Annotated in this window: 17 protein-coding genes; 8 read left to right on the top strand and 9 right to left on the bottom strand. The window is 73.7% G+C overall.

The annotated features are described in order from the left end of the window. Positions 1 to 35: 35 nt before the first annotated feature. Positions 36 to 854, bottom strand: a complete 819-nt coding sequence (locus AC5L38_RS25870; protein ID WP_495245405.1) for a DoxX family protein — start codon at positions 852 to 854, stop codon at positions 36 to 38. 79 nt (positions 855 to 933) lie between these two features. Next, a complete protein-coding gene (locus AC5L38_RS25865; RefSeq protein ID WP_495245404.1) occupies positions 934 to 2,478 on the bottom strand; it encodes an MFS transporter in 1,545 nt (514 codons plus the stop codon). A gap of 259 nt (positions 2,479 to 2,737) precedes the next feature. Between AC5L38_RS25865 and AC5L38_RS25860 the strand changes: the two genes are divergently transcribed. From AC5L38_RS25860 to AC5L38_RS25830, 7 genes are all read left to right on the top strand, one after another. Beyond that, positions 2,738 to 4,687 carry a tetratricopeptide repeat protein gene (locus tag AC5L38_RS25860; RefSeq protein WP_495245403.1) on the top strand — a complete coding sequence of 650 codons (1,950 nt, stop codon included), beginning with the start codon at positions 2,738 to 2,740 and terminating at the stop codon, positions 4,685 to 4,687. A gap of 498 nt (positions 4,688 to 5,185) precedes the next feature. Next, on the top strand, positions 5,186 to 7,552 hold the full coding sequence (locus AC5L38_RS25855; protein ID WP_495245402.1) for an AAA family ATPase: 2,367 nt from the start codon (positions 5,186 to 5,188) through the stop codon (positions 7,550 to 7,552). 267 nt (positions 7,553 to 7,819) lie between these two features. Beyond that, a complete protein-coding gene (locus AC5L38_RS25850) occupies positions 7,820 to 8,803 on the top strand; it encodes an ABC transporter permease (protein WP_495245401.1) in 984 nt (327 codons plus the stop codon). A 7-nt stretch (positions 8,804 to 8,810) separates the two neighbouring features. Next, positions 8,811 to 9,719, top strand: coding sequence for an ABC transporter permease (locus tag AC5L38_RS25845; protein ID WP_495245400.1), 909 nt, complete (start codon positions 8,811 to 8,813; stop codon positions 9,717 to 9,719). A gap of 3 nt (positions 9,720 to 9,722) precedes the next feature. Next, positions 9,723 to 12,053: an ABC transporter ATP-binding protein gene (locus AC5L38_RS25840; protein ID WP_495245399.1), complete on the top strand. Its 2,331-nt coding sequence runs from the start codon at positions 9,723 to 9,725 to the stop codon at positions 12,051 to 12,053. A 124-nt stretch (positions 12,054 to 12,177) separates the two neighbouring features. After that, positions 12,178 to 13,896, top strand: coding sequence for an ABC transporter family substrate-binding protein (locus tag AC5L38_RS25835; RefSeq protein WP_495245398.1), 1,719 nt, complete (start codon positions 12,178 to 12,180; stop codon positions 13,894 to 13,896). Positions 13,897 to 14,136: 240 nt separating this feature from the next. Continuing rightward, the gene (locus AC5L38_RS25830) at positions 14,137 to 15,225 is read left to right on the top strand and encodes a winged helix DNA-binding domain-containing protein (RefSeq protein ID WP_495245397.1); all 1,089 of its coding nucleotides are present in this window, start codon (positions 14,137 to 14,139) and stop codon (positions 15,223 to 15,225) included. A 196-nt stretch (positions 15,226 to 15,421) separates the two neighbouring features. Here the strand turns inward: AC5L38_RS25830 and AC5L38_RS25825 are convergent, their stop codons facing one another. The 7 genes from AC5L38_RS25825 to AC5L38_RS25795 form a co-directional block, all read right to left on the bottom strand. Continuing rightward, complete coding sequence (locus AC5L38_RS25825) at positions 15,422 to 16,567, bottom strand: AAA family ATPase (RefSeq protein WP_495245396.1); 1,146 nt, start codon at positions 16,565 to 16,567, stop codon at positions 15,422 to 15,424. After that, positions 16,564 to 17,205 carry a nicotinamide riboside transporter PnuC gene (pnuC, locus tag AC5L38_RS25820; protein ID WP_495245395.1) on the bottom strand — a complete coding sequence of 214 codons (642 nt, stop codon included), beginning with the start codon at positions 17,203 to 17,205 and terminating at the stop codon, positions 16,564 to 16,566. Before pnuC ends, AC5L38_RS25825 begins: the two co-directional genes overlap by 4 nt. Positions 17,206 to 17,364: 159 nt before the next feature. Further along, entirely contained in the window at positions 17,365 to 18,369 is a 1,005-nt protein-coding gene (locus AC5L38_RS25815) for a 5-oxoprolinase subunit C family protein (RefSeq protein ID WP_495245394.1), read from the bottom strand. Next, positions 18,366 to 18,992 carry a 5-oxoprolinase subunit B family protein gene (locus tag AC5L38_RS25810; protein ID WP_495245393.1) on the bottom strand — a complete coding sequence of 209 codons (627 nt, stop codon included), beginning with the start codon at positions 18,990 to 18,992 and terminating at the stop codon, positions 18,366 to 18,368. The genes AC5L38_RS25815 and AC5L38_RS25810 overlap by 4 nt, the downstream gene beginning before the upstream one ends. A gap of 20 nt (positions 18,993 to 19,012) precedes the next feature. Beyond that, positions 19,013 to 19,768, bottom strand: coding sequence for a LamB/YcsF family protein (locus AC5L38_RS25805; RefSeq protein ID WP_495245392.1), 756 nt, complete (start codon positions 19,766 to 19,768; stop codon positions 19,013 to 19,015). A gap of 7 nt (positions 19,769 to 19,775) precedes the next feature. Then, positions 19,776 to 21,287 (bottom strand): hypothetical protein, encoded by a 1,512-nt coding sequence (locus AC5L38_RS25800; protein ID WP_389917532.1) that lies wholly within the window; start codon positions 21,285 to 21,287, stop codon positions 19,776 to 19,778. Between the two features lie 206 nt (positions 21,288 to 21,493). Then, complete coding sequence (locus tag AC5L38_RS25795; RefSeq protein WP_495245391.1) at positions 21,494 to 21,811, bottom strand: hypothetical protein; 318 nt, start codon at positions 21,809 to 21,811, stop codon at positions 21,494 to 21,496. Between the two features lie 555 nt (positions 21,812 to 22,366). Here AC5L38_RS25795 and AC5L38_RS25790 point away from each other — a divergent pair. Continuing rightward, complete coding sequence (locus AC5L38_RS25790) at positions 22,367 to 24,460, top strand: SpoIIE family protein phosphatase (protein WP_495245390.1); 2,094 nt, start codon at positions 22,367 to 22,369, stop codon at positions 24,458 to 24,460. Positions 24,461 to 24,503 lie beyond the last annotated feature (43 nt).

The raw sequence follows: 24,503 nt of genomic DNA, 5'->3' as shown, positions 1-24,503 counted from the left end.
TTCTGTGCCGGATGGGAGATATGCCGCTTAAATAATTAGCTCCCGGAGGGGGGCTGGTCCTTCTTCCCGGCCACGAGCGTGTCGCCGGGCTTGCCGGGCGAAGGTGTCGTGACCGGCGCGGGCGTGGTCGCGGGGGTCGCCGGGGGCGGCGGAGACGCGGACGTCGCGGCGCCGGACGGGGGCTTGCGGGTGCGCGTACGGGGACGGGCGGCGGGGAACTCCGCGGTGTCCGTGGCGCCCTCAGGGGTGGGTCCGGCGGAGGCGGATCCCGTCGCGGGCTTCTTCGAGGGGGATTCGGCCGGAGCGGGCTCGTCCGGGGTGGCGGGCCTCTTGCCCTGGGCGGACTGGGCGGACTGGGCGTGGTGGGTCTCGGGCTCGCGCAGCGCGGCGATGACGTCGTCGGCCTCGGCCTCGGCGGCGAAGTCCTCGGCCGCCTCGGCCTCGCGACGCTTGATCACCACCATGTGGTCGACCGACAGGCGGCCCGCGCCGCCGACCGCCAGCAGGATGGAGGCGGCGCCGAGTGCGACGATCAGCTTGGCGTCGCCGCCGGTGAGCGGCAGGCCCACCTCGCCGCTCGCCAGGATGAACACGGCGAGGGCCTCGGCGAACAGCAGCAGCCCGCACGCGGCCACCGCGAGACCGGCCACCAGCAGCGCGCCGCCGATGAGCTCCGTCAGCATGGTGGTGGCGGCCCACACGCCGGGCCAGGGGCCGGAGGCGCCCAGGGCCGTGAACTGCTCGGCGGTGGCGTTCAGGCCCGCTTCGAGCTTGTGCCAGCCGTTGGCGAAGAAGATCCCGCCCACGCCCAGCCTGGCGGCCAGGGAGGCAAGATCATGAAGGGTTTGTCGCACGGTTCCTCATTCTGGTTAGATTCCCCGTTCTTGCCCATGCTTGACCGATAAATGACCGAGCTTAGACCTTCCAAACCCTTTACGAGGGGTCGTTCCCCTGTCCACCGGGGCGGCGGGGCACCAGCAGCGTCACGGCCAGCGCGGTGGCGACCAGCAGGAACACGCTCACCAGCACCGTCGCGTGCAGGCCGGAGACGAACGCGACGCGGGCCGCGCCGAGCAGGACGTCTCCCACGCCCCCGCCGATCTCCCGCGCCACGTGCGCGGCGGAGGCCAGTGACTGGCGGGCCTCGTCCATCATCGCGGGCGCGACGCCGTGGACCGGGGCGAGCGAGGGGGCGTACACGGCCGTGGTGATCGTGCCGAGCACCGCGACCCCGAGCCCCGCGCCCAGCTCGTAGGCGGTCTCCTCGACCGCGGCGGCACCGCCCGCGTGGGACTCCGGGGTGGACGACATGATCGTGTCGGAGGCGGCCAGCAGGGTGACCTGGATGCCGAAGCCGATGCCGACGAAGCAGAGCGTCAGGGCCACCGGATGCCCCTCGGTGTGCCAGGTCAGGGTGGGGGCGAGGGAGAGGGCGGTCAGCGCCAGCCCGCCGCCCATCGTGGCGCGCAGCCCGAACCGGCGCAGCAGCCGGGCCCCGGCCAGGCCGCCCGCGATCGAGGCGATCATCAGGGGGAGCATCCGTACGGCCGCCTGGAGCGGGCTGTCGCCGAGGACCAGCTGGAGATACTGGGCGAGCATGAGCTCCAGCCCGACCAGGGCGAAGACCGTCAGCAGCACGGCGCCCACCCCGGCGCGGAACGCCCGCCGCCGGAACAGGCTCAGGTCCAGCAGCGGGAAGGCCAGCCGCCGCTGCCTGCGGACGAACCAGACCAGCAGCCAGACCCCGGCCAGGAACGCCGCCAGGCCGCCCGGATGCCCGGCCCCGGCCTCCTTCAGGCCGAAGGCCACCCCGAGGATGCCCAGCACCGACAGCAGGGCGCTGAGGGCGTCCCAGGGCCGGCCCGCGCGCCTGCGGGACTCGGGAAGGATCCTGGCCGCGACGGGCAGCAGGACCATCAGGATGGGGACGTTGATCAGGAAGACGGCGCCCCACCAGAAGTGCTCGACGAGCACCCCTCCGACGATCGGGCCGACCGCGGCCCCGGCCGCGGCCACCGCGCTCCACACGCCCAGCGCGATCGCCCGCTCGTGCCGGTCGGTGAAGACCTGCCGGATGATCGAGAGCGTGGCCGGCATGATCATCGCTCCGCCGAGGCCGAGCAGCGCGCGTGCGGAGATCAGCGCGAGAGGGGTCGGCGCGAACGCCGCCGCGGCCGAGGCGACGCCGAAGACCAGGTATCCGGCCAGCACCAGGCGTTTGCGCCCGTAGCGGTCACCGAGGGTGCCGAAGGTCAGCAGCAGCGGCGCGACCATCAGCGAGTAGACGTCGATGATCCACAGCAGCTCCACGGAGGAGGGCTCGAGGGCGGCCGTCAGCGCCGGTACCGCGATGTGCAGCACCGTGGCGTCCACCGCGATCAGCAGCAGACTGAAGCAGAGGACGGCGAGGACCGACCATCGGCCGGCCCCGGATGCCCGAGGGTCGCCGTCCGCGCGCCTGGCCATGACGGTGGTCATGGGCCGCTCAGAATCTGTCGGCCTGGACGAACATGCGTCGCAGCTTAGGCGAAGTCGGGCAGTGTCCGGGGCGGCATTGGACGATTGATTCGCATAGTTATGTCCGTTTTGAACCCTCGATTGGTCGATATTCGAGGCCTTTCGCGGCTCTCGACAACCTCTCTAGAGAGATACAGGCATATACCGTCGTCTAGGCAAAAAGTGATCTCGCACCGACCATGGCGATCGTGGGGAGTCAGCGCGAGGCCCGTGAGCCGCCGTGGTGAACGGGCCCGGCGGGGACGGCCCCGCCCCGATCCCGCCGCCGCGCGATCCCGCCGACCCCCGGCACGGGCGCGACCCCGCCCCGGCCCCCGTACCGCCGCCCAGGGACCCGTCCGACCCCCGGCAGTGGTGCGCCGTGGCCGCCGCGTGGCTGGGCCGCGACCGGCCCGAGGCGGCGCTCGAGGCCGCCCGCAGGGCGCTGGACCTCGACCCCCGCTCCGAGTCGGGCACCGACTGGGGGTACCGCCTCGCCAGCCTCGCGTTCGAGCGGCTCGGCCGCGACGCGGAGGCCGTGGCCGCGGCCGAGGAGGCCGTACGCCTCGCACCGGGCTCCTGGGCCGCGCGGATGCGGCTGGGAGCCGCGCTGCGCCGGGTGCCCGGACGCTGGCGCGAGTCGCGGGCACAGGCGGACAGGGCCGTCCGCTACGCGCCCGAGGAGCCGGACCCGCACGTCCTCGCCGGCGACCTCGCGCTGCTGCGCGGTGAGTACGGCCTCGCGGAGACCGCCTACCGCGAGGCGCTGCGCCGCCTGCCCGGCCACCCGGGCGCCAGGATCAACCTCGGCCTGACCCGGCTGCGCTGGGAGCGCCCGCGCGCCCACCACGACCCCGCCTGGCCGGTCGACCCGCGCGAGACGGGCCGGGCCAGGCGGGCACTGGAGCGGTGGTCGCGGCAGATCCGGATCCTGCTGGCCGTCGCCCTCGTCGCGGTCTGCGCGGCGGAGTTCGGGCTCGGCCTGGCCTCCGTGGCGAGGATCGGCGGCGGGCTGGTGCCTCTCGCGGTCCTGGCGATCACCCTCAGGCAGGCGCAACGGGTCAGGCTCTGGTCGTACGTGCCCGGCATGCTCGCCCGCGACCTCTGGCTCAGCGCGTCGGTCTCGATCACCCTGGCCGCCGTGGCCGCGTACGTCGCCGCCGTGGCCACCCTCCCGGCCACCCTTCCGGCCGGGGCCCCGCCGCTCCCGCCCGGCCCGCCGCCGGGCACGCCAGGGATGGTCTGGGCGGCCCTCGCGGGGCTGGTGCTCCTCAACGGGACCGTGCTGCTCGTCCTGCGCGTGCTCGTCGAGGCGTGGCGCGGGCGGCCGATCAGGGCGCTGGCCGACTTCGCCGCCGCCGGCGACGAGCGCACGGCCAGGCGCGACGTGAACGTGACCCTCTGGCTGGTGGCGGGCCGGGCCTGGTCGGTACCGGTGGCGATCGTGGTGGCGGTGGTCGTGCTGGACGAGCGGAGCTGGGCGACGGCCGCGCTCGTCGTGCCGCTCGCGCTCGGCTGGGCGCGCGGCCGGGCCGGCCCGGCCCCCGTCCTCACCCGCGCGCTGGCCGCCGACCGGGGGCTGGCGACGGCACTGGCCCTGCCCGCCTCGGCGTCGGTGCTGCTCGGCGCGGCCGGGGCGGCGCCGGCCCTCGGGCTCGCCGCAGTGGGAGAGACGGCGGGGGAGTGGGCCTGGCGGGCCGGGATCGCGCTGCTGGCCGTACCGATGGCGATCTTCGCCACGAGGTCGGTTCGGGCGTGGTGGCGGGGCGCGCCCGGGCCGTGGCGGGCCTCGCTGGTCATGTACGACGGCCGCGGGGGCCGTCTTCCCGGCGACGCCGGGCCGCCGGTGGGGCTCAGCGGGGAGGTGCGCGCGGCCTTCACCTACGCGCGGGGGGTGGTGCTCGCCTACGCCGATGCCGGAGGCCCGCGCGCGCTGGCCGTCGGCGCGGTCAGCTCGGTCGGCCCGGGCGGCGAGCTGCGCCTGATCGCCGCCTCCGACGCCTGGGAGGCCGCCGAGCGCGACCCCAGGGTGGCGGTCTTCGTCGCCGATCCGCTCGACCGCCGCTTCTGGGCCGAGGTACGCGGCATCGCCATCGGCGACACCGAGGCCGACCTGCTGAGGATCACCCCCAAGGAGGTCGTGGTCGGCGAGTACCCCGGCCGCCACCAGGGCCGGGCCCACCGCGGCTGACCCGTCCCGGCCGGAGCACCGGCCCGTCCTCCTGGGGGCGCGGGGTACGGGTCGTAGGCCGAGGCCGGAGCCGGAGTGAGGGGGAGGGGGGCGGGGCCGAGGTCGTGGCGTCCACCGGGGGCGCGGACCGCCGAGGGCGCGGGCCGCCGGGCCGGGCGGTCGCGGCGGCCGTGAGTCCGCCTTGCCGGGCAGTGACATTTCCCTGCCCGTCCCCCGGCGCGCGCCTTCGCGCGGACGGGCATCGGAGGGCGGCCGGGACCTGGGCGTACCACCCGCCGGGAACGCGGGCGCGGGCCGCCGCGCGCGGGGCTCGGCGGCGGCACAGGGAAGCGTGGGGCCGGAGGGACGGCGCGGGCCGAGCTTGCTGCCTCGAACGTTGGTTTCATCCGTTCTCATCCGGATATCTGATCGTGCCCGCGCGACGGCGTGGCGTGCCCCTCAGGCACGCGCAAACGTCCCCTTGTTGCGGTATAACCGGGGGCGGACCGGGGAGGCGTGATGCGGGAATCCAGCAGGGCCCGTCCGGCGGGGCGCGCGGCGGCACGTGATCTGTTCGAACAGGTGCGGCTGGGCTACTTCCGGCTCTCGCCGCCGCTGCGCAGGCTGATCTACGTCGCGGTGCTGGCCGGGGCGATCGGGCTGGCGCTGGCCCTCGGCTGGCCGGTCCTCAGCACGATCTTCGTCACGCTGACGCTGCTCGGCTTCGCGGCGCTGACCCTGAGCTTTCCCCGCGCCGCCGCCACCCTGCTCGTGGTGCTCGGCTGGCTGGCGACGATCCTGATCTTCCAGACCGTCCTCTTCGGCTCGGCCTCGCCGATCCCGACGGCGCTGATGCTCCTCGGACCCCTGGTCGCCGGAGCCGCCCACCTCATCCGCTGGGTCCCTCCGTGGATGACCACGGTCATGGCGCTGGCACCCGCCGGGATGACGGCCCTCCTGCTCGGCGTGGCCGTCACCGGTTTCGGGCCGTATCCGGCCATCTGGGTCACCTACGCCGTGGCGGCCGGGGTGCTGGTTCACCGGTTCCTGCAGGCCCGCCGGGTGCGGGGCGCGCTGGAGGCGGGGGAGCGGCGCCAGGCCGGGCTCCCGGTCCGCGAGGGCGGGCACCTCTCCCCCGCCCAGGGGAGCGGCGAGCGGGACGCGCCGCCGCCCATCTCGGTGGAGGAGGCGCTCGGCGAGCTGGACGCCATGATCGGCCTGGCCCCGGTCAAGGAACAGGTCCGCTCGATCGCCGCCTCGATCGAGGCGGCCAGGTTACGCAAGGAGGCCGGATACTCCACCGAGCCGCCGATGCGGCACTTCGTGTTCGTCGGCCCGCCGGGCACCGGCAAGACCAGCGTGGCCAGGACCGTCGCGAAGATCTTCTACGCCTTCGGCCTGCTGGAGACCCCCTACGTGGTGGAGGCCCAGCGGGCCGACCTGGTGGGGGAGTTCCTCGGGGCCACCGCGATCAAGACGAACGAGCTGGTCGACCGGGCGCTCGGCGGGGTGCTGTTCGTCGACGAGGCCTACAGCCTGATCAACCCCGGTGACGGCCAGCCCGACAGGTTCGGCGCCGAGGCCGTGCAGACGCTGCTCAAGCGGGCCGAGGACGACCGCGACCGGCTGATCGTCATCCTGGCCGGATACGAGAAGGAGATGGCCACCTTCCTGGCCTCCAACCCCGGCCTGTCCAGCCGGTTCTCCAGCAGGGTCCGCTTCCCCAGCTACGCCCCGGAGGAGCTGCTCCAGATCACCGAGCTGCTGCAGGCGCGCCGGGGCGACCGGATGGCGCCCGAGGCCGCGCCCGCCCTGCTCGCCCGCTTCGAGGACATCCACCGTCGCGCGATCGTCGACGAGCTGGGCAACGCCCGCTTCATCCGCAGCCTCGTGGAGGCCGCCGCGCAGGCCAGGGACGTGCGCGTGGTCGGGGCGGGCGGCGCGCCCACCACCGAGGACCTGGTCACCACGGTCGAGGGCGACGTCGTCAAGGCCTTCGACGAGCTCACCGCCCGCTACCGGGGCTACCAGGCCGCCCCCTCCCTTGAGGAGGCGCTGGCCGACCTCGACCGCATGGCCGGTCTGGAGCCCGTCAAGCGGCAGGTGCACGCGATCGCCGCGCAGCTCAGGGTGGCGAAGATGCGCCAGGAGCGAGGGCTGCCGACCCCGCCGCAGATGCGGCACTTCGTCTTCGCCGGGCCGCCCGGCACCGGCAAGACCACCGTGGCCCGCATCCTGGGCCGCATCTTCGCCGCGCTGGGCCTGCTCGCCCAGTCCGACGTGGTCGAGGCCCAGCGGGCCGACCTGGTCGGCCAGCACCTCGGGGCGACCGCGATCAAGACGAACGAGCTGGTCGACCGGGCGCTCGGCGGGGTGCTGTTCGTCGACGAGGCCTACAGCCTGGTCAACTCCGGCTACAGCGGGGGCGACGCCTTCGGCACCGAGGCCGTGCAGACGCTGCTCAAGCGGGCCGAGGACGACCGCGACCGGCTGGTGATCATCCTGGCGGGGTACGAGCGGGAGATGAACGCCTTCCTGTCGTCCAACCCGGGCCTGGGCAGCAGGTTCAACCAGCGGGTGCAGTTTCCCTCGTACTCCCCCGGGGAGCTCACCGAGATCGCGGTGCTGCTCGCCGACGAGTCGGGCGACCGGTTCGACGACGCCGCCTGCCGCGACCTGGCCGAGGTCTTCACCTGGGTCTGCGACGAGGGCCTGATCGACGGTCTCGGCAACGGCAGGTTCGCGCGCTCGCTCTTCGAACGCGCCGCGATGCGCAGGGACGTCCGCCTGGCCGCCCTCGGCGGCGCCACCGCCAGCGCCGCCGACCTGACCACCATCACCAGCGCCGACCTGCGCGCCGCGGTGGACGAGCTCGCCGGGAAGTGACCCGGCTCCCCGGAAGGTGATCCCGGACCCGACGGGCGCCTCCCGGACCGGACAAGCCTCTTCCCGGACCCGACGGCCCCCTTCCCGGGCCGGACAGGCCCCTTCCCGGATCCGGCCCGTTGACCTGGGGGCCCGATCGACCGGCTCCTGGGCCCGGTGACGCCATCTCTCACCGAGATCCCTCCGATTCGGTACGCTGTGCAGCCCGCCGGTCGCGGAGTGTAGCAAGATGGTCACCGACAGCGGCGGGGCTCCGGAGGAGGAAAGATGGCGGGATTCCTTGCCCGCAGGCTGCTCAACTACCTGGTGCTGATCGTCGTGGCCACCAGCCTGGCCTACATGCTGGCCGCCTCCGCCCTCGACCCGCGATCCAACTACGAGGGCCGCAACCCCCCGATCCCCCCGGCCGTCGTCGACGCGCGCCTCAGCGACCTCAACCTGAACGACCGCACCCCGCTGTTCGACCGCTATCTGACCTGGGCGTCCGGCCTCGTACGCGGCGACTTCGGCAAGACGGTGGCCGGAGGCTCGGTCGGCGACGACCTCGGGCGCCGGATCGGCGTCACGCTGCGGCTGATCACGCTCGGGCTGATCCTCGGCAGCGTCACCGGCGTCCTCATCGGCGCCTACGCCGCGGTCAGGCAGTACGGCCTCTTCGACCGGCTGTCGACCGGCCTGTCCTTCGTCGTCCTCGCGGTCCCCACGGTGGTGCTGGCCAACATCCTAATCATCGCCGCGATCCGGCTCAACGAGGCGGCCGGGACCCAGATCCTCCTCGTCAGCGGCGAGGCGACCCCGGGCCTGCCGGGAGGGTTCGCCGCCGCCGCGCTCGACCGGATCCGGCACCTGATCCTGCCCACGCTGTCGCTGTCGCTCGGGCTGGTCGCCGTCTACAGCCGCTACCAGCGCAACATGATGCTCGACGTGCTCGGCGCCGACTTCATCCGCACGGCCATGGCCAAGGGGCTGAGCCGCCGCGCCGCGCTGACCCGGCACGCGCTGCGCACCGCGCTGATCCCGGCGGTCACCTACTTCGCCTTCACCTTCGGGTCGCTGCTGGTCGGCACCACCTTCACCGAGAAGATCTTCGGCTGGCACGGCATGGGGGAGCAGCTGGTCGACTCGATCTCCACCAACGACGTCAACACCGTCGCGGCGATCAGCTGCTTCGCCGCGCTGGCCGTGCTGCTGGCCTCGCTCGCCTCCGACGTGCTGCACGCCGTCCTCGACCCGCGCGTCCGGGTGGGGTGAGCCGGAGATGACCATCGCCGACGAGGAGCTCGCCGAACAGCGGGCGTCCGTCGACAGGATCAAGGCGCCCTCGCGGCTGCGGGTGGTCGCGGGCCGCCTGCTGCGCTCGGGCCGGGGCAGGACCGGCTTCGCGCTGCTTGCGCTGATCTTCCTGCTGGCCTTCGCCGGCCCCTACCTCACCCGCTGGACGTACGCCTCGAAGGACTACACGGCCTTCCTCGCGCCGCCCTCGCCCGAGCACTGGTGGGGCACCCTGCAGACCGGCGCCGACGTGTACGCGGTCACGCTGCGCGGCCTGCAGAGGTCCCTGCTCGTCGGCCTGCTCGCCGCGGTGGTCGGCACCGCGCTCGCGGCCGTGGTGGGCGCCTTCGCCGGATACTTCGGGGGCTGGACCGACCGCGCGCTGACCTGGCTGACCGACCTGCTGCTGGTGCTCCCGGCCTTCCTGATCCTGGCGATCATGTCCCCGCTCTTCGCCGGGGGGCAGTGGCCGGTGTTCGTTCTAGTGCTGGCGCTCTTCCTCTGGATGGTCACCTCGAAGATCGTCCGGAGCATGACCATCTCGCTCAAGGAGCGGGAGTTCATCCACGCGGCCAGGTTCATGGGGGTGCCCCCGACGAGGATCATCTTCCGGCACGTGATCCCCAACATGTCCTCGCTGCTGGTCGTCGACGCCACGCTCAACGTCAGCGCCGCGATCCTCACCGAGACGTCCCTGTCCTACTTCGGGTTCGGCATCCAGCCGCCCGACGTCTCGCTGGGCAGCCTCATCGCCGACGGCGCGCAGACGGCCCTCTACGCCCCCTGGACGTTCTGGTTCTGCGCGGGCCTGCTGATCGTCACCGTGCTCGCGGTGAACCTGGTCGGCGACTCGCTGCGCGACGCCTTCGACCCCACGTCCCACCGGGGCGGGTGACCGGTGACGAACGAGCGGCCCTCGGGAACGACGTCCCGGACCGGTGGTGACGCGTCCGTGCCGGACCCGGCCGCGCCCGTGCTCGAGGTACGCGACCTCGACGTCACCTTCGGCTCGGGGCCCGGCGCGGTCCGCGCGGTCAGGGGCGTGAGTTACGCGATCCGTCCCGGCGAGGTGCTCGGCGTCGTCGGGGAGTCCGGCTCCGGCAAGTCGGTCACCTCGCTGGCCGTGATGGGCCTGCTCCCGGCGCACGCCCGCGTCACCGGCTCGGTGCGGCTGCTCGGGCGGGAGATCCTGGGCGCCCCGGAGCGGACGCTCACCGCGTTCCGCGGCAAGACGGTCTCGATGGTCTTCCAGGACCCGCTCTCCGCGCTCACCCCCGTCTACCGGGTGGGCGACCAGATCGCCGAGGCGATCCGCGTCCACCGGCGGGTGAGCGCGGGCCAGGCCGCCAGGCGCGCCGTCGAGCTGCTCGACCTGGTCGGCATCCCCAACGCCGCCCAGCGGGCCAGGGCGTTCCCGCACGAGTTCTCCGGCGGCATGCGCCAGCGCGCGGTGATCGCGATGGCGATCGCCAACGACCCCGACGTGATCCTCTGCGACGAGCCGACCACCGCGCTCGACGTGACCATCCAGGCGCAGGTGCTGGAGGTGCTGAAGACGGCGCAGCGCGAGACCGGCGCGGCGATCGTCGTCATCACCCACGACCTGGGGGTGGTGGCCGGGTTCGCCGACCGGGTCCTCGTCATGTACGCCGGGCGTCCCGTCGAGGTCGGCTCGGTGGACGAGGTCTACTACCGCAGCCGCATGCCGTACACCATGGGCCTGCTCGGCTCGATCCCGCGTCTCGACCGGGGCCGGGAGCAGCCGCTGGTGCCCATCGAGGGCAGTCCGCCGTCACCGGCGGCGCTGCCGCCCGGCTGCCCGTTCGAGCCGCGCTGCCCGATCGCCGTCCCGGAGTGCGCCGAGGCCGAGCCGGAGCCGGAGCCGGTGGGCTCGCCCGGCCACCTGGTGGCGTGCGTGCGCTCGGGCGAGATCGAGGCGGCGGGCTGGACACCCGCCCAGGTCTACGGCGTGCGCGACCCCGCGGCCGGTCCCGCCCGGCGCCCGGTCGCTCCCGCCCCTCTCGCCGCCCCGGCGGTGCCCGTCGGCCCCGCCGCCCCGGCCGGCCTCACCGGCTCAGTCACCCCCGCCGGTCTGGTCACCCCCGCCGGTCCGGTCACCCCCGCCGGTCCGGCCGGCCCCGCCGACCGGACCGTTCCCGTGGTCCCGGCGGGCACCGCGGGACCGGCCGCTCCCGCCGCCGGGGAGCCGTCGCTCCCGCGCGACGGGCGTGACGTGGTCCTGGCGGTCGAGGACCTGGTCAAGCACTACCCGCTGGTCAAGGGGACGCTCCTGCGGCGGCGGGTCGGCACGGTCCGCGCGGTGGACGGCGTCGGCTTCGACGTCCGCGAGGGCGAGACGCTCGGTCTGGTCGGCGAGTCGGGCTGCGGCAAGACGACCACCCTGATGGAGATCCTCGAACTGGCGGCGCCGCAGCGCGGCAGGATCGTGGTGCTGGGCCGCGACACCTCGCGGATGAGCGCCCGCGACCGGATGGCCGTGCGGCGCGACATGCAGGTCGTCTTCCAGGACCCGCTGGCCTCGCTCGACCCGAGGATGACCGTCTACGACATCCTCGCCGAGCCGCTGCGCGCGCACGGCCGCCGTGACCCGGGGCCGAGGATCGGCGAGCTGCTCGGCCTGGTCGGGCTGGAGCCCGGCCACGCCGCCCGCTACCCGCAGGACTTCTCCGGGGGCCAGCGCCAGCGCGTCGGCATCGCCCGCGCCCTCGCGCTGGAGCCCCGGCTGGTCGTGCTGGACGAGCCGGTCTCGGCGCTCGACGTGTCCATCCAGGCGGGGGTGCTCAACCTGCTGGAGGAGCTGAGGGCCCGCCTGGGCCTGTCGTACCTGTTCGTGGCGCACGACCTGGCCGTGGTCCGGCACATCGCCGACCGGGTCGCGGTCATGTATCTGGGGAGGATCGCCGAGATCGGCCGGGCCGACGGGGTCTACGACACCCCGCTGCACCCCTACACGCGGGCCCTGCTGTCGGCGATCCCGCTGCCGGACCCGGTGCTGGAACGCTCCAGGAGGCGCGTCCTGCTGGAGGGGGACCTGCCCAGTCCGGCCGACCCTCCCTCGGGGTGCCGCTTCCGCACCCGCTGCCCCCTGTTCAAGGCGCTCGACGAGACCGTCAGGCGGCGCTGCGTGGAGGAGGAGCCCCAGGTGCGGCCGCTGGGGGACGACCACGGCGTCTCGTGCCACTTCGCCGAGAGGATCGACGCCGTATGACCCGGCCGCACGCGCAGCCACGCACGCACTCGCACGTCCATTCGCACGTCCATTCGCACGTCCATCCGCACGTCCATCCGCACGTCCATCCGTACGCCCGTTCGTATGCCCCGGGAGGAACACCGTGAAATCAATCCGGCGCGTGGGCGCGCTCGCCGTCGCGCTGGCCGTGGCCCTGGCCGTCGCGCCGGGTCTCGCCGGGTGCGGAAGCGGGGGAGGCGGGGGAGGCGGGACGCCGGGCGGGCCCGCCCCGGCGGTCAAGGCCTACGACATCAATCCGGTCGCCAGAGACCGGGTCGCGGACGGGGGCGTGCTCCGCTGGGGGATCAACGAGTACCCGTCCAACTGGAACCTCAACCACATCGACGGCAACCTGGCGACGGTCAAGAGGGTCATGGACGCCCTCATGCCCTCCCCCTTCCGCTCCGACGCCAAGGGGAAGATCTCCCCCAACACCGACTACCTGTCCGAGGGCAGGGTCACCTCGCGCGAGCCCAGGCAGGTCGTCACGCTGACCCTCAACCCGCGCGCCAGATGGTCCGACGGCACCCCGATCACCTGGGAGGACTACCGCGCCCAGTGGCAGGCGCTGAGCGGCCGTGACTCCGGCTACCGGGTGGCGAGCACCACCGGCTACCAGGACATCGAGAAGGTCGCCAGGGGCAGGGACGACCACCAGGTCGTGGTGACCTTCGCCAAACCCTTCGGCGACTGGCAGTCGCTGTTCGGGCCGCTGTACCCCCGGAGCACCAACGCCACCCCCGAGGCGTTCAACACCGCCTGGTTGAACCGCGTCCCGGTCACCGCGGGCCCGTTCGGGTTCGTCGCGTTCGACCCGACCGCCAAGACCCTCACCATCGCGAGGGACGACCGCTGGTGGGGGGATCGCGCCAAGCTGGACCGGATCATCTACCGCTCCCTGGAGAGCGACGCGCTGGTCGGCGCCTTCAGCAACGGCGAGCTCGACACCTTCGACATCGGCCCGTCGGCGCCCGACTACGCGCGGGCCAGGAGCACCCCGGACGCCATCGTGCGGCAGGCGGCCGGGCCCGACTTCCGGCACATCACGATGAACGGCGAGAGCGCCCTCCTGTCCGACCCGAAGGTCCGCAGGGCCGTCGCGATGGGCATCAACCGCCAGGCCATCGCCCAGTCGGACCTGCAGGGCCTCGACTGGCCGATCGTCCTGCTCAACAACCACTTCTTCATGAACACCCAGGAGGGATACCAGGACAACGCCGGTGAGATCGGGACGTACGACCCCGGGAAGGCCGGGCAGGAGCTGGACGCCGCGGGCTGGAAGCAGGTGGGGCAGACCCGCAGGAAGGACGGCAGGGAGCTGAAACTGCGCTTCGTCCTGCCGTCCGGCCTGCAGGTCGCCAAGTCCGAGGCCGAGCTCGTCCAGGACATGCTCGGCCGGATCGGTGTCGGGGTCACCCTGCAGTCGGTGCCCGGGGACGACTACTTCACCAAATACATAATCCCCGGCAACTACGACATCACCGCGTTCGCGTACGTGGGCACGCCCTTTCCCGTCTCCAGCTCCTACGGCCAGTACGCCGACGCCGCCAGGCTCCCCGACGGCGGCAGGCAGTGGAACGCCAACCTCGGCCGCATCGGCTCGCGGCAGATCGACGCCGCCATGAACAAGGCGACCGCCGACCTCGACGACGCCAGGGCCATCGCCGACACCAACGCGGCGGACAAACTCATCTGGCAGGCGGTCAACGTGGTGACGCTCTACCAGCGACCGCAGAACGTCGCGGTCAAGAGCGCTCTCGCCAACTTCGGTGCCCGGGGCTTCTACGACCTGAGATACCAGGACGTCGGCTTCGTCCGTTGACGTCCGCCTCGCGCCTGTCAGGGGCGGGAATTCCCGGGCACGTCGAGCGGCTCGGGCTCTGCGGGGTGTCGGGTCCGCGTTCCGGCGGCGTGTCGACCGCTTCGGGCCCTCACCGCCGGTCCGAGGGCTGGAGCGTCGAGTGGCGTGAGCCTTCGGTCCGGGCCGCCCCCTGACCGAAGGCCGGAGCGGTGGTCCCCGGCGGGCCGCGTTCTGTCGGCGGCGGAGTGTAGAAAGTCGGTCATGGCTATCTCCGTGTCCTGGCCGCAGGTGCTCGCCTGGCGGTTGAGGCGGCAGTTCGTCGATCCGGCCGACGGGCCCGACGCGGTGTCCGTGGTGCGGAGGCTCGCCGGGGTGCAGGCGCAGGTGGCCTCCTCCGCGGGGCTGGCGGTGGCCGTGCGGAGCGCGCGGCCGGATCCCGGTGAGATCGACCGCGCGCTGTGGCGGGATCGCGGCCTGGTCAAGACCTGGACGGCGCGCGGCACCCTGCACCTCGTCCCCGCCGACGAGCTGGCCTCCTACGCGGCCGTCCTCGGCTCGTTCCGCACCTGGGACAAGGGCTCCTGGCAGCGCGGCCACGGCGTCACCGCCGCCGAGGTCGCCGCCATCCTCGACGCCGCGCCCAAGGCGCTCGCGGGCCGCGTCCTCACCCGCGAGGAACTGGTCGACGGCATCATCGAGGTCACCGGCGACGCCCACCTGCGTGAGGCGCTCACCTCCGGCTGGGGCGCCCTGCTCAAGCCGCTGAGCTTCCTCGGCGAGCTCTGCTACGGTCCGCCGCGCGAGGGCCGGGTGACCTTCGCCGCCCCCCGGGACCGGGTGCCCGGCTGGCCTCGCGAGCTTCCCTCGGTGGAGGAGGGCGGGGTGCGCCTGCTCCGCTCCTTCCTCGGCGCCCACGGCCCCGGCGCCCCCGAGACGTTCGACGGCTGGCTCTACCGGGGGGCCACCCGCAAGGCGACGCTGCGCGGCTGGTTCCGCGACCTCACCCCCGAGCTGGCCGAGGTCGAGGTGGACGGCCGGCCGATGGTCGTGCTCGCCGAGCACCTCGACGACCTGGCCGCGACCCGGCCCGCCACCGGGGTCCACCTCCTGCCCGGCTTCGACCAGTACATCCTGGGCGCCCCGCGCGACCTGGAGCCCCTCCTTCCCGCCGAGGCGAGGGCGAAGGTCAGCCGGGCCGCCGGCTGGATCTCCCCGGTCGTGATCCACCGGGGCCGGGTGGCCGGGGTCTGGGAGGCGAAGGACGGGAAGATCGCGGTCGACCTCCTGGAGGAGGTCCCCTCCGCCGCCCTCGCCGCCGAGATCGAACGGGTGTCCGCGCTCCTGCGCTGACCCGGGCCGGGTGGTCCGCAGTCTCGCGCCGACCCGGGCCCGTCGGGCGAGGCGCACGACGCCGGGCCCGCCGGGGCGAGGTCTCCGGACGAGCCCTGCGGCGGGTTCCGCGAGCCCTCGGTCCCTGCCGCCGCAAGAGGCGTCCGCTCGCCCGGGGAGGTCTGCTCGCCCGGAAAGGTCTGCTCGCCCGGGAGGCCTACAGCGGTGCCGTGAACTCCCAGCCCCGCTCCAGCAGGGCGTCCACCGCCCGTACGGCCCGCGACAGCCGGACCTCCGGCGGCCCGGTGACGACCAGGTGGGGCAGCCCGCCCGCGAGCAGCTCCTCGCGGAAACGGGCGTCCATCCGGTGCCGGATCGCCTCCCCGTCGCGCCAGCCGTCCTGCTCGAAGGGCACGCCCTCCACCGAGGTGTGGATCCACAGGTCGTGCCGGGCCCGGCGGTGCACGGCGGTGACCTCCCCGGAGAGCTCGCCGAGATAGCGCTCGTGCCACAGGGAGGTGGTGAAGGCGTCGGTGTCGCACACCAGCAGCGGCGACCCCGTCCTGGCCGCGGCGTCCTCCCACGCGAGCTGCCGCTCGGCGATCACGCCGAACTCCGCGGACTCCCACCCCAGGTCGTCCAGCCACGGCTCGGGCAGCCCGCCGAGCTTGGCCCGCCGGCGGGCCAGGGCGAGCTTCTCCTCGCAGTACGTCCTGCCGTACTCGGGCACCCACCGTGTCGCCGCCCACGGCCCGCCGCGAGCCGCGTAGTGGGCGGCCAGGGACCTGGCCAGCGTGGTCGTGCCGCTGGACTCCGCGCCGACCACCACCACGCGCCGTGCCAGGTGGCCGCGTACGGGCGGGGAGAGACGGTCCCAGCACGACACCGGGTCGTTCCTGACCATCGTCCCGCTGACCGGGAACCGTTCCCGGCCCGCGTCGACGTCGACGTGGGCGGCGCCGAACCGGCGGGCCAGCTCGGGCCCGTACGCCTCGGAGGAGAACACCGCGTCGATCTCCGGTACGTGGCCGTGCGCCTGGGCGAGGCCGTGCCGGAAGACCTCTACGTGCGCCGACCAGATCTCCGGGTCGTCGTAGTCGATCTCGACGTCGTCGAGCACCGGGGCGATCGTCACGTGGGCCTGCGGGTGCGCCTCGCGCAGCCAGGCGGCGCGCAGCGCCAGCGGGACGCTCTCCGCGGTCGACGCGGCGACCACGACGCTCACCCCGGCGCATCGCGCGGCGGCGGTGTCGATCAGGTGGTGGTGTCCCGCGTGCGGCGGGTAGAACTTGCCGATCACCAGCCCGTGCGCGAAGGCCCCGTCACCCGCGGGCGCGTCCCGCGGCCCCTGACGCCCGCTCACGCCGCCGCCGGGACGGAACGGGACGCGAGCTCCGCGCGCCAGGCCCGCAGGCCCGCGACGCACAGCGCCAGGAAGATCACATACAGGGCGGCGGTCAGGTGAAGGCCCTTGTAGGCGTAGAGAGGTATGTAGATCACGTCGGCCGCGATCCACAGCCACCACGACTCGACCAGCTTCCGGCTCTGCCCGTAGGTCGCCGCCAGGGACAGGGCGGTGGTCAGGGCGTCCCAGACCGGCACGGTCGAGTCGGTCCAGGTGGCGAGGGCGAGGGTGAGCCCGGCGGTGGCCACGACCCCGAAGCAGGCCAGCGCCGCCCACTCGGCGCCTCCGGTGCGGCGGATCGCCAGCGGGGTCCGCCCGGTTCCGCCGTACAGCCACTGCCACCACCCGTACAGGCCCAGCGCGACGTAGACGATCTGCAGCGCCGCGTCCGCGTAGAGTCCGGCGGTCAGGAAGACGGCTCCGAGCAGGATCACGTTGGCGATCCCGATCGGCCAGTTCCAGATGTTCCGGCGGACCACCAGCCAGACCGTGAGGACGCCGGTGGCGAATCCCAGGAGCTCCGCCCAGCTGGTCGGGGTCCCCGCGACGGTGAAGGCCGGTCGCAGGAGGGGCGCCATCAGCTCGGCGAGCGACATGTGATCTCCTCAATCGTCGCGATGACGATAATCGGTCGCCTCGGCCCGGTCACGCGCGGGGCGCCCGTAGGAGGCCCGATCGTCTCCGGTCCGGTGACATGTGGCTCGATGACACGCGGTCCGGAGGCACGCCGGCCCGGTGGGGGCCGTCCGGCCGGGTCAGGCGAGGCGGAAGCGCACCCGGTCGCCGGGGCGGAGCTGGGCGGCACCGGCGAGACTCGCCGGGGTCAGGACGGCGATGACCGGGTAGCCGCCGGTCGGCGGATGGTCGGCGAGGAACACGATCGGCTGGCCGCTGGGCGGCACCTGCACGGCCCCGGCCACCATGCCCTCGCTGGGCAGCTCCCCCTCCCGGGCACGCTCCAGGCGGGTACCGCGCATCCGCACGCCCACCCGGTTGCTGTCCTGGCTGACCTCGTACGGCCCCGCGCACAGGGTGGCCAGGGCCCCGGAGACGAACCAGTCGTCCCTGGGGCCCGGCAGGACCCGCAGGAGGCCCGCCCCGGGCCCCGGGAGCGGCGCCGCGTCCACGGTGATCGGCGGCAGGTCACCGGTCGGCCCCACCGGCAGGAGCGTCCCGGCGGCGAGCGGGGCGGGGCCGAGCCCGGAGAGCGAGTCGGTCGAGCGGCTGCCCATCGTGACGGGCGCCTCCACGCCGCCCCGGACGGCGACGTAGGTGCGCAGGCCGCCCCCGGGCATGCCCAGCCGCAGCTCCCCGCCCGCCGGGACCCAGAAGGGCGCGCACATCCCCTGCGAGACCGTGACAAACCGGATCGCACCCCCCGGAGAAGTCCCGTCCAAAGAAGCCCTGCCCGTGGACGTCCCGCCCTGAGAGCCCTCGCCGGAGGACCCCCCGCTCACGGACGCCCCGCCCACGGTGGTCAGGGCCGTCCCGCCGGGGACCGCCGCGCGCGGTCGTACGAGCTCCAGGGGACAGGCGGCGCCCGTGACGGCGGCCCAGGCGCCGGTGGTGAAGCGCAGCCGGGCGCCGCCGAGGGTCAGCTCGATCCCCGCGGCGTTCTCGGGGTTGCCGACCAGGCGGTTGGCCAGCCGCAGGCTCGGCTCGTCGGCGGCGCCCGAGCGGGGCACCCCGAGGTGGGCGTACCCCGGCCGGCCGAGATCCTGCACGGTCGCGTACGGCCCCGGTGCGATCACCTCGATCATGGCTCGCCGACCGCCAGGAACCGTACCCGCGTCCCCGGTGTGAGCAGGGCGGGCGGGTCGGCGGCCACGTCCCACACCGCCGTCGCGGAGCGGCCGAGCAGCCGCCAGCCGCCGGGGGAGGCCGAGGGGTAGACCGCCGAGTAGGGGCCCGCGACCGCCACCGCCCCGGCGGGCACCGAGGTCCGCGGGGTGTCCAGCCGGGGGACGTGCAGCGCCGGGTCCAGCCCGGTGAGGTAGGCGAACCCGGGGGCGAAGCCCAGCCAGCCCACCACCAGCTCCCGCCCGGTGTGCCGCTCGACCACCTCCCCGGGGGAGAGCCCGCTCAGCGCGGCGACGTCGTCGAGGTCGGCGCCGTCGTACACGACGGGAAGGACCACCTCGGGCGCGTCGGCGGCCACCGTCGCGTCCGCCGCGGACGCCGTGTCCAGCAGGCGGGAGAGCTCCTCCCGCAGGCGCGCCGGGTCGGCGCCCGGAGCGCTGACGAGGACCGTGACGGGGCCGGGCACGATCTCGACCACCCCGGCGGGCAGGTCGGCCCGCAGCAGGGCGTCCAGCCGGTGGGAGACCTCCAGCGAGCCGGTCTCCACCAGCAGCGCGTGCTCCCCGGCCCGCCGGACGCTCACGTGAAGGACCTCCCGGTTCCTCACGTGAAGGACCTCAGCGTCACCCCGGCGTCCACCAGGCCGTCGCGGACGGCGCGGGCCATCAGCACGGCGCCGGGGGTGTCGCCGTGCACGCAGATCGAGCGCGCCTCGACGGGGACCCGCGAGCCGTCCACCGCCTCGACCACCCGCTCGGTCGCCATCCGCACGGCCCGGCCGGCGACCGTGCCGGGATCGTGCAGCACCGCGCCGGGGGAGCGGCGGGAGACCAGCGTGCCCGAGCCGGTGTACGCGCGGTCGGCGAAGGCCTCGACGACGGTGGCGACCCCCTCCCCGGCGGCGATCTCGTGGACGACCGAACCGGGCAGGGTCAGCAGCGGCAGGCTCCGGTCGTAGTCGGCGACCGCCGCCACGACGGCCCCGGCCTGCTCGGGGTCGCGGCAGATCCGGTTGTACAGCGCGCCGTGCGGCTTGACGTAGGAGACCCGGCCGCCCATCGCCCTGGCGATGCCGTCCACCGCCCCCAGCTGGTAGAGCACCTCGGCGCACAGCTCCTCGGGGGCGACGTCCATCTCGCGGCGGCCGAACCCGGCCAGGTCCCGGTAGGACACCTGGGCGCCGATCGCCACCCCCCGGTCGACCGCCGCCGCGCACGTGCGGCGGATGGTCAGCGGGTCACCCGCGTGGAACCCGCAGGCGACGTTGGCGCTGGTCACGACGTCGAGCAGGGCCTCGTCGTCGCCCAGCCGCCAGATCCCGAAGCCCTCGCCCAGATCGGCGTTGAGATCGATCACCATGGCTCACCTACACCGGGGGTTCGTCGGGGATGTCCGCGATGTCATCGAGGGCGATGGCCAGCTCCTCGGGGTCGTCCCCGATGCGCTCGGCGATCTCGATCAGCACGTGCAGCACGTCGTGCCGGTCGTGTCCCAGGTCCAGCAGCCGTTGCGCCGCCTCCCAGAGCTGCGGCGGGTCGCCCTCCCAGAGCCGGGCGGCGATCTCCTCGTGCCAGGCGAGGTGCTCGTCGTAGTCGCGCCGGTTGAGCTCGCCGGCGTGGTCGATGCCCAGCAGGATCCGCCGGTCGGTGTCGTCGGCCGGGTTGAGCAGGCTGAGCTTGATCTCGCCGTGCGTGCCCTGCAGGAAGGGGAACGCGAACACCCGCCTGGCCAGTGCCGAAAGGTCGCCGTCCGGCAGCAGCCGGTCGAGCAGGTCGCGGTCGAGCCCGAAGGTCGTCGGGTCGCGGTAGGACTCGGCGAACTTGCCCGTCGCCTCCCAGACCGCGTCGAGCGTGGCCCGCAGCCCCTCGTCGGGCAGCCCGGTCCGGCCGGCGGCGAAACGCGCCCACGCGCCCAGCACGTGCGGCACCGCCTCCTGCTCGGCGGTGGTGAGCATCACCTTGCGCGGCAGCCAGTCGAGGAGGAACGTCTCGCACTTGGTCGGGCTCACCCGGAGCGGGCGGCCGAAGTCCTGGTCGCAGCCGTAGTCGATGATGTGGTCGGCGCACCGGGAGGCCGCCGAGGGGTCGGACAGGTGTTCGGCCGCGTCCGAGGAGAGGAACTCGGCCGCCAGCATCGCCCGGCGGTCACGGCTGTAGGGGGCCTCGCTGTGCAGCGGGGCGGGCCGCTTCCTGCCGGGCGGCAGCGCCTTGATCCGGGACCTGGCGAAGGCGTGGTAGGCGCTGTAGCTGTCGCTGACCGGCGCGGACGTCCTGCGCTGGCCGTACTCGGCGGTGGCCTTCATCGCCGATTCGAGCAGCGCCCTGGCCTGCTGCGGCTCGATCTCCCCGAACCTGAGCATCGGGTTGCCCTCGGCCTCGGCCCTGGCCTGCTCCAGCAGCTTGTCGACGTGCGAGGAGACCCAGGCGTCGCGGGCGATGCCGCGCATGTTGTAGTCGACGATCACCACCAGCGCGTGCCGGTCCTCGACGCTGTCGGCGCCCCGGTAGCCGAAGGTGCACACCACGGTGTCCTGGTCGCCGTAGGCGTCGCGGGAGACGAAGCAGCCGGTCGTCTTGACCACGCCCAGCCGGTCGGCCCAGCGGGGCCTGGCCACGTCGCGCTCCATGAGCGCCAGCGCGGCTCCCTCCGCCTTGGCGGCCTGGCGGGCCGTGCCGAGGTAGGCCAGCGCGATCAGCAGGGTGAGCGCGGCGGGCGAGCCCGCCTTGGCCGCGTAGTCGACCAGGCCCTCGCCGAGGACCTGTTCGGCGTCCCCGCGGCGCAGCCGGCGACCCCACCAGGCTCCGACCATGTCGGAGACCATGAGCTCGGCGTCCAGCGGGCTGCGCACGGCGAGCAGCTCGCGAGCGGCGAGCAACATCTCGGAGAAGACGGCCTCGGGGGACTGGCTCTCCCTGGGGTCTCGACGATGTCGCCGGCTCAAGCAGCCTCCCCCGTCGGGCGCGCGAGCCCATCGCGGACGCCGCCGCCGTGTCGATTGGCCCGCTCGCTTCCCTCGCTCACGTCCCAACCTTCTCGCATTCCCGGTCCAAACGGTGCGTAGAAGACGGCCGGGTGCCCCCGATGCTACCGGGGACCGCGGGGCGGCGGCGCGGAGTTGACGAGGGCGAGCAAATGCTCGCGGGCGACGCGCTCGACGACCTCGGCCGTCGCCTCGATGCCGAGATGCTCGGCACAGGCGCAGACATCGGCCACGCACCTGTCGACGGTGTCGAGGGGAACCGTCAGGAACTCGGCGGCCAGGTGAGAGGTCACCGGCTCGTGGAGGACCGCCGAGGGGCGCGCCGACGTCGAGGACGCCGGGGACGCCGGGGACGCTGCGGGCGCCGAAGACGCGGCGAAGGTCGGGGAAGACCCGGCGAAGCGGGTGGTGAGAACGGGCATGGATGTCGCATTCCTCCGGAGTTTCCCGGGGGGCATCCCCCGGATGTGTCGGCGAGGACGTGCGTTTTCATTCCACAACTTATCTCGGGAGTGTCAACCCTCGGCGCCGTGATATGGAAAGCTGGCCCCGTGTCTTGACTGAATCCTGCAACAGCGGAGTAAGTGAGTGTCCCCGAACAGGGAGCCGAATTGACGGCGAGTCAGTAGCCTGATCTCGCCTGCAAGCCCGACGGAGATGAGGTGGGCAGTTGCCGGGACGGTCCGGCCCGATCCTGCTATGGTCCTGGCCGCAAACGTTCGGAGGCGCAACGCCGGCCGGTCGGCGCCCGTGCGGGAGCCCCCTCGCGCCGGCGCGAGGGTTCCGGTCGTCGGAGCGGCGGTTTTCCCAGGGTTCCCGGGGTGCGCGGACCGCATCCTGGGCGGGGCTTCCGTCCGCACCTGCCCATCGCCGATGATGTACTCCAGGATCCGGTCCCCCGGAGCCGCGCTACGCCAATTCGCAAGTTTGGAGATGTGCCTCGTGGGAGACCCTGGCACGCGACGGAGGTGCCGACCATGAGCGCCGAAACCTCCGTGCCCCGTCCCCGGGAGTCGGGTGTGGACATCTCAGACTCCGGCCTGTTGCAGGGCCTGCTGTCACAGTCGCCGTTCGCCTTCGCGTTCTTCGATCCGGGCGGCCGCTTCGAGCGCGTCGACGAGGTCTTCGCCGACGTGGTCGGCCTGCCCGCCGAGCGCCTGGTCGGCCGTTCCCCCGGCGAGCTGCTCTCCGCCGACCTGACCGCCCTGATCGAGGGGTCGGTGCGGGGCATCGTCGCGGGGGCCGAGGTCGAGGGCGACCAGCGGATCCGCGTGCGCACCGCCGACGGCGAGACCCACCACTGGTCGCTGACCTTCTCCCCGATCCACGACGACAAGGGCACGCTCCGGGCGATCTGCCTGGTCGGCGTCGACATCACCGACAGCAGGCAGGTCGAGGAGGACCTCAGGCGCAGCGAGGAGCGCTACCGCTCGCTGGTCGAGGCCCAGTCCCAGCTCGTGTGGATCACCGCGCCCAACGGCGTCGTGGAGGAGGACGCGCCGCAGTGGCGGGCCATCACCGGCCAGGGGCTCGAGGAGTACCTCACCCACGGCTGGCTGGAGGCCGTCCACCCCGACGACCGCCCGCACACCGAGGAGGCGTGGCGCGAGGCGCTGCGCGGCCGGACCATGTTCGAGTGGAGCTACCGGGTCCGCACCCGGGCCAGCGGCTACCGGCACTTCGAGGTGCGCGCCGTCCCGATCATCCGGCACAACCGGGTCGTCGAGTGGGTCGGCGCCAACACCGACGTCACGCCGCAGCGCGAGGCCGAGGAGATGCGCGGCCGCCTGACCGACCAGCTCGGCGCCGCGGCCCTGCGGACCGCGCGCCTGCAGGGCGCCACGGCGATGCTCGCCGAGGCGCTCACCGTCGAGCAGGTGGTCCAGGTCATCATCGACGTGGGCCGCACCGCGCTGGCGGCCGACCGCTCGGCCGTGGCGCTGCTCGACGTCGACCGGGCCGCGCTGAAGCTGGTCAACAGCGGCGGCATCCCCGACGTCCCCGGCGCGCCGGGCGAGGAGATCCCGCTGTCGCACTCCAGCGTGATGACCATGGAGGTCAACAGCCGGCGCCCGGTCTTCGCCGAGTCGCCGGAGAGCCTGCGGTCCCAGCTGGTCGACGCGGGCGGCGACAACGAGGCCATCACCGGGTTCATCGCCCACAGCGACGAGCGGGCCTGGGTGGGCCTGCCGCTGCTGGCCGCGGGCCGCGCGCTCGGCGCGCTGAGGTTCTCCTTCACCCGCCCGCAGAAGATCTCCCAGGAGGACGGGGTGTTCCTGGAGGCTCTCGCGGGGCAGTGCGCCCTCGCCGTGGAGCGGGCCACCCTGTTCGAGCGCGAGCACCGCACGGCCGAGACGCTCCAGCGCAGCCTGCTGCCCGACCGCCTGCCGGTGGTCCGGGGCCTGGTCCTGGCCCAGCGGTTCCGCTCGGGAAGCCGCCACGTGCAGGTCGGCGGCGACTGGTACGACGCGTTCGTCCTCCAGGACGGCCGGGTCGCGGCGGTGGTCGGCGACGTCATGGGCAAGGGCGTCAAGGCCGCGGCCGGGATGGGCCGCATCCGCAACGCGATGCGGGCCCTGGCGCTGACCAACCCGCCGCCCGCGGCGGTGCTCACCGGCCTCGACAGGGTCTTCGAGGCCACCGAGGAGGAGGAGCAGGTCACGACCCTCGCCTACATGGTCGTCGAGCCGGGCACCGGAGAGGGCACGCTGGCGCTCGCCGGTCACCCGCCGCCCCTGCTGGTCTCCCCGCAGGGCGTGCCGCTGCTGTGCGACGGCGAGCCGGGCACCCCGCTGGGCTGGCCCACGAGCCGCAGGCAGTTCAGGTTCTGCGTCCCGCCGGGCCACACCGCCGTCCTGTATTCGGACGGTCTGGTGGAGAACCGGAAGCGTGGGCTGGATGCCGGACTTGCCGATCTTTGCTCTGTTGTGACCGAAGCGCCGGCCGAAGTGGTGGGAAGCCCCCACATGTTGCTAGATTTTCTTGTCGACCGCATGCTGTCCGGATATGAGCAGGACGACGACGTCACGGTGCTCGCGATTCACGTGCCCCTCGCCACGAAGAGTGACTGAATGAAACAGTCATAACGGTTGCTTTCGGGTATCGGTGCCTCGC

The sequence above is a fragment of the Streptosporangium nanhuense genome (assembly GCF_059358815.1).
Note: the sequence above shows the minus strand (reverse complement) of the source record. Positions and strands in the feature narration are given on the sequence as shown.

Excerpts from the sequence above, each read along its gene's own strand:
- AC5L38_RS25865 (WP_495245404.1), bottom strand. The coding sequence starts at position 2,478 with ATGACCACCGTCATGGCCAGGCGCGCGGACGGCGACCCTCGGGCATCC.
- AC5L38_RS25855 (WP_495245402.1), top strand. The coding sequence starts at position 5,186 with ATGCGGGAATCCAGCAGGGCCCGTCCGGCGGGGCGCGCGGCGGCACGT.
- AC5L38_RS25850 (WP_495245401.1), top strand. The coding sequence starts at position 7,820 with ATGGCGGGATTCCTTGCCCGCAGGCTGCTCAACTACCTGGTGCTGATC.
- AC5L38_RS25845 (WP_495245400.1), top strand. The coding sequence starts at position 8,811 with ATGACCATCGCCGACGAGGAGCTCGCCGAACAGCGGGCGTCCGTCGAC.
- AC5L38_RS25830 (WP_495245397.1), top strand. The coding sequence starts at position 14,137 with ATGGCTATCTCCGTGTCCTGGCCGCAGGTGCTCGCCTGGCGGTTGAGG.
- pnuC (WP_495245395.1), bottom strand. The coding sequence starts at position 17,205 with ATGTCGCTCGCCGAGCTGATGGCGCCCCTCCTGCGACCGGCCTTCACC.
- AC5L38_RS25815 (WP_495245394.1), bottom strand. The coding sequence starts at position 18,369 with ATGATCGAGGTGATCGCACCGGGGCCGTACGCGACCGTGCAGGATCTC.
- AC5L38_RS25805 (WP_495245392.1), bottom strand. The coding sequence starts at position 19,768 with ATGGTGATCGATCTCAACGCCGATCTGGGCGAGGGCTTCGGGATCTGG.
- AC5L38_RS25800 (WP_389917532.1), bottom strand. The coding sequence starts at position 21,287 with ATGTTGCTCGCCGCTCGCGAGCTGCTCGCCGTGCGCAGCCCGCTGGAC.
- AC5L38_RS25795 (WP_495245391.1), bottom strand. The coding sequence starts at position 21,811 with ATGCCCGTTCTCACCACCCGCTTCGCCGGGTCTTCCCCGACCTTCGCC.
- AC5L38_RS25790 (WP_495245390.1), top strand. The coding sequence starts at position 22,367 with ATGAGCGCCGAAACCTCCGTGCCCCGTCCCCGGGAGTCGGGTGTGGAC.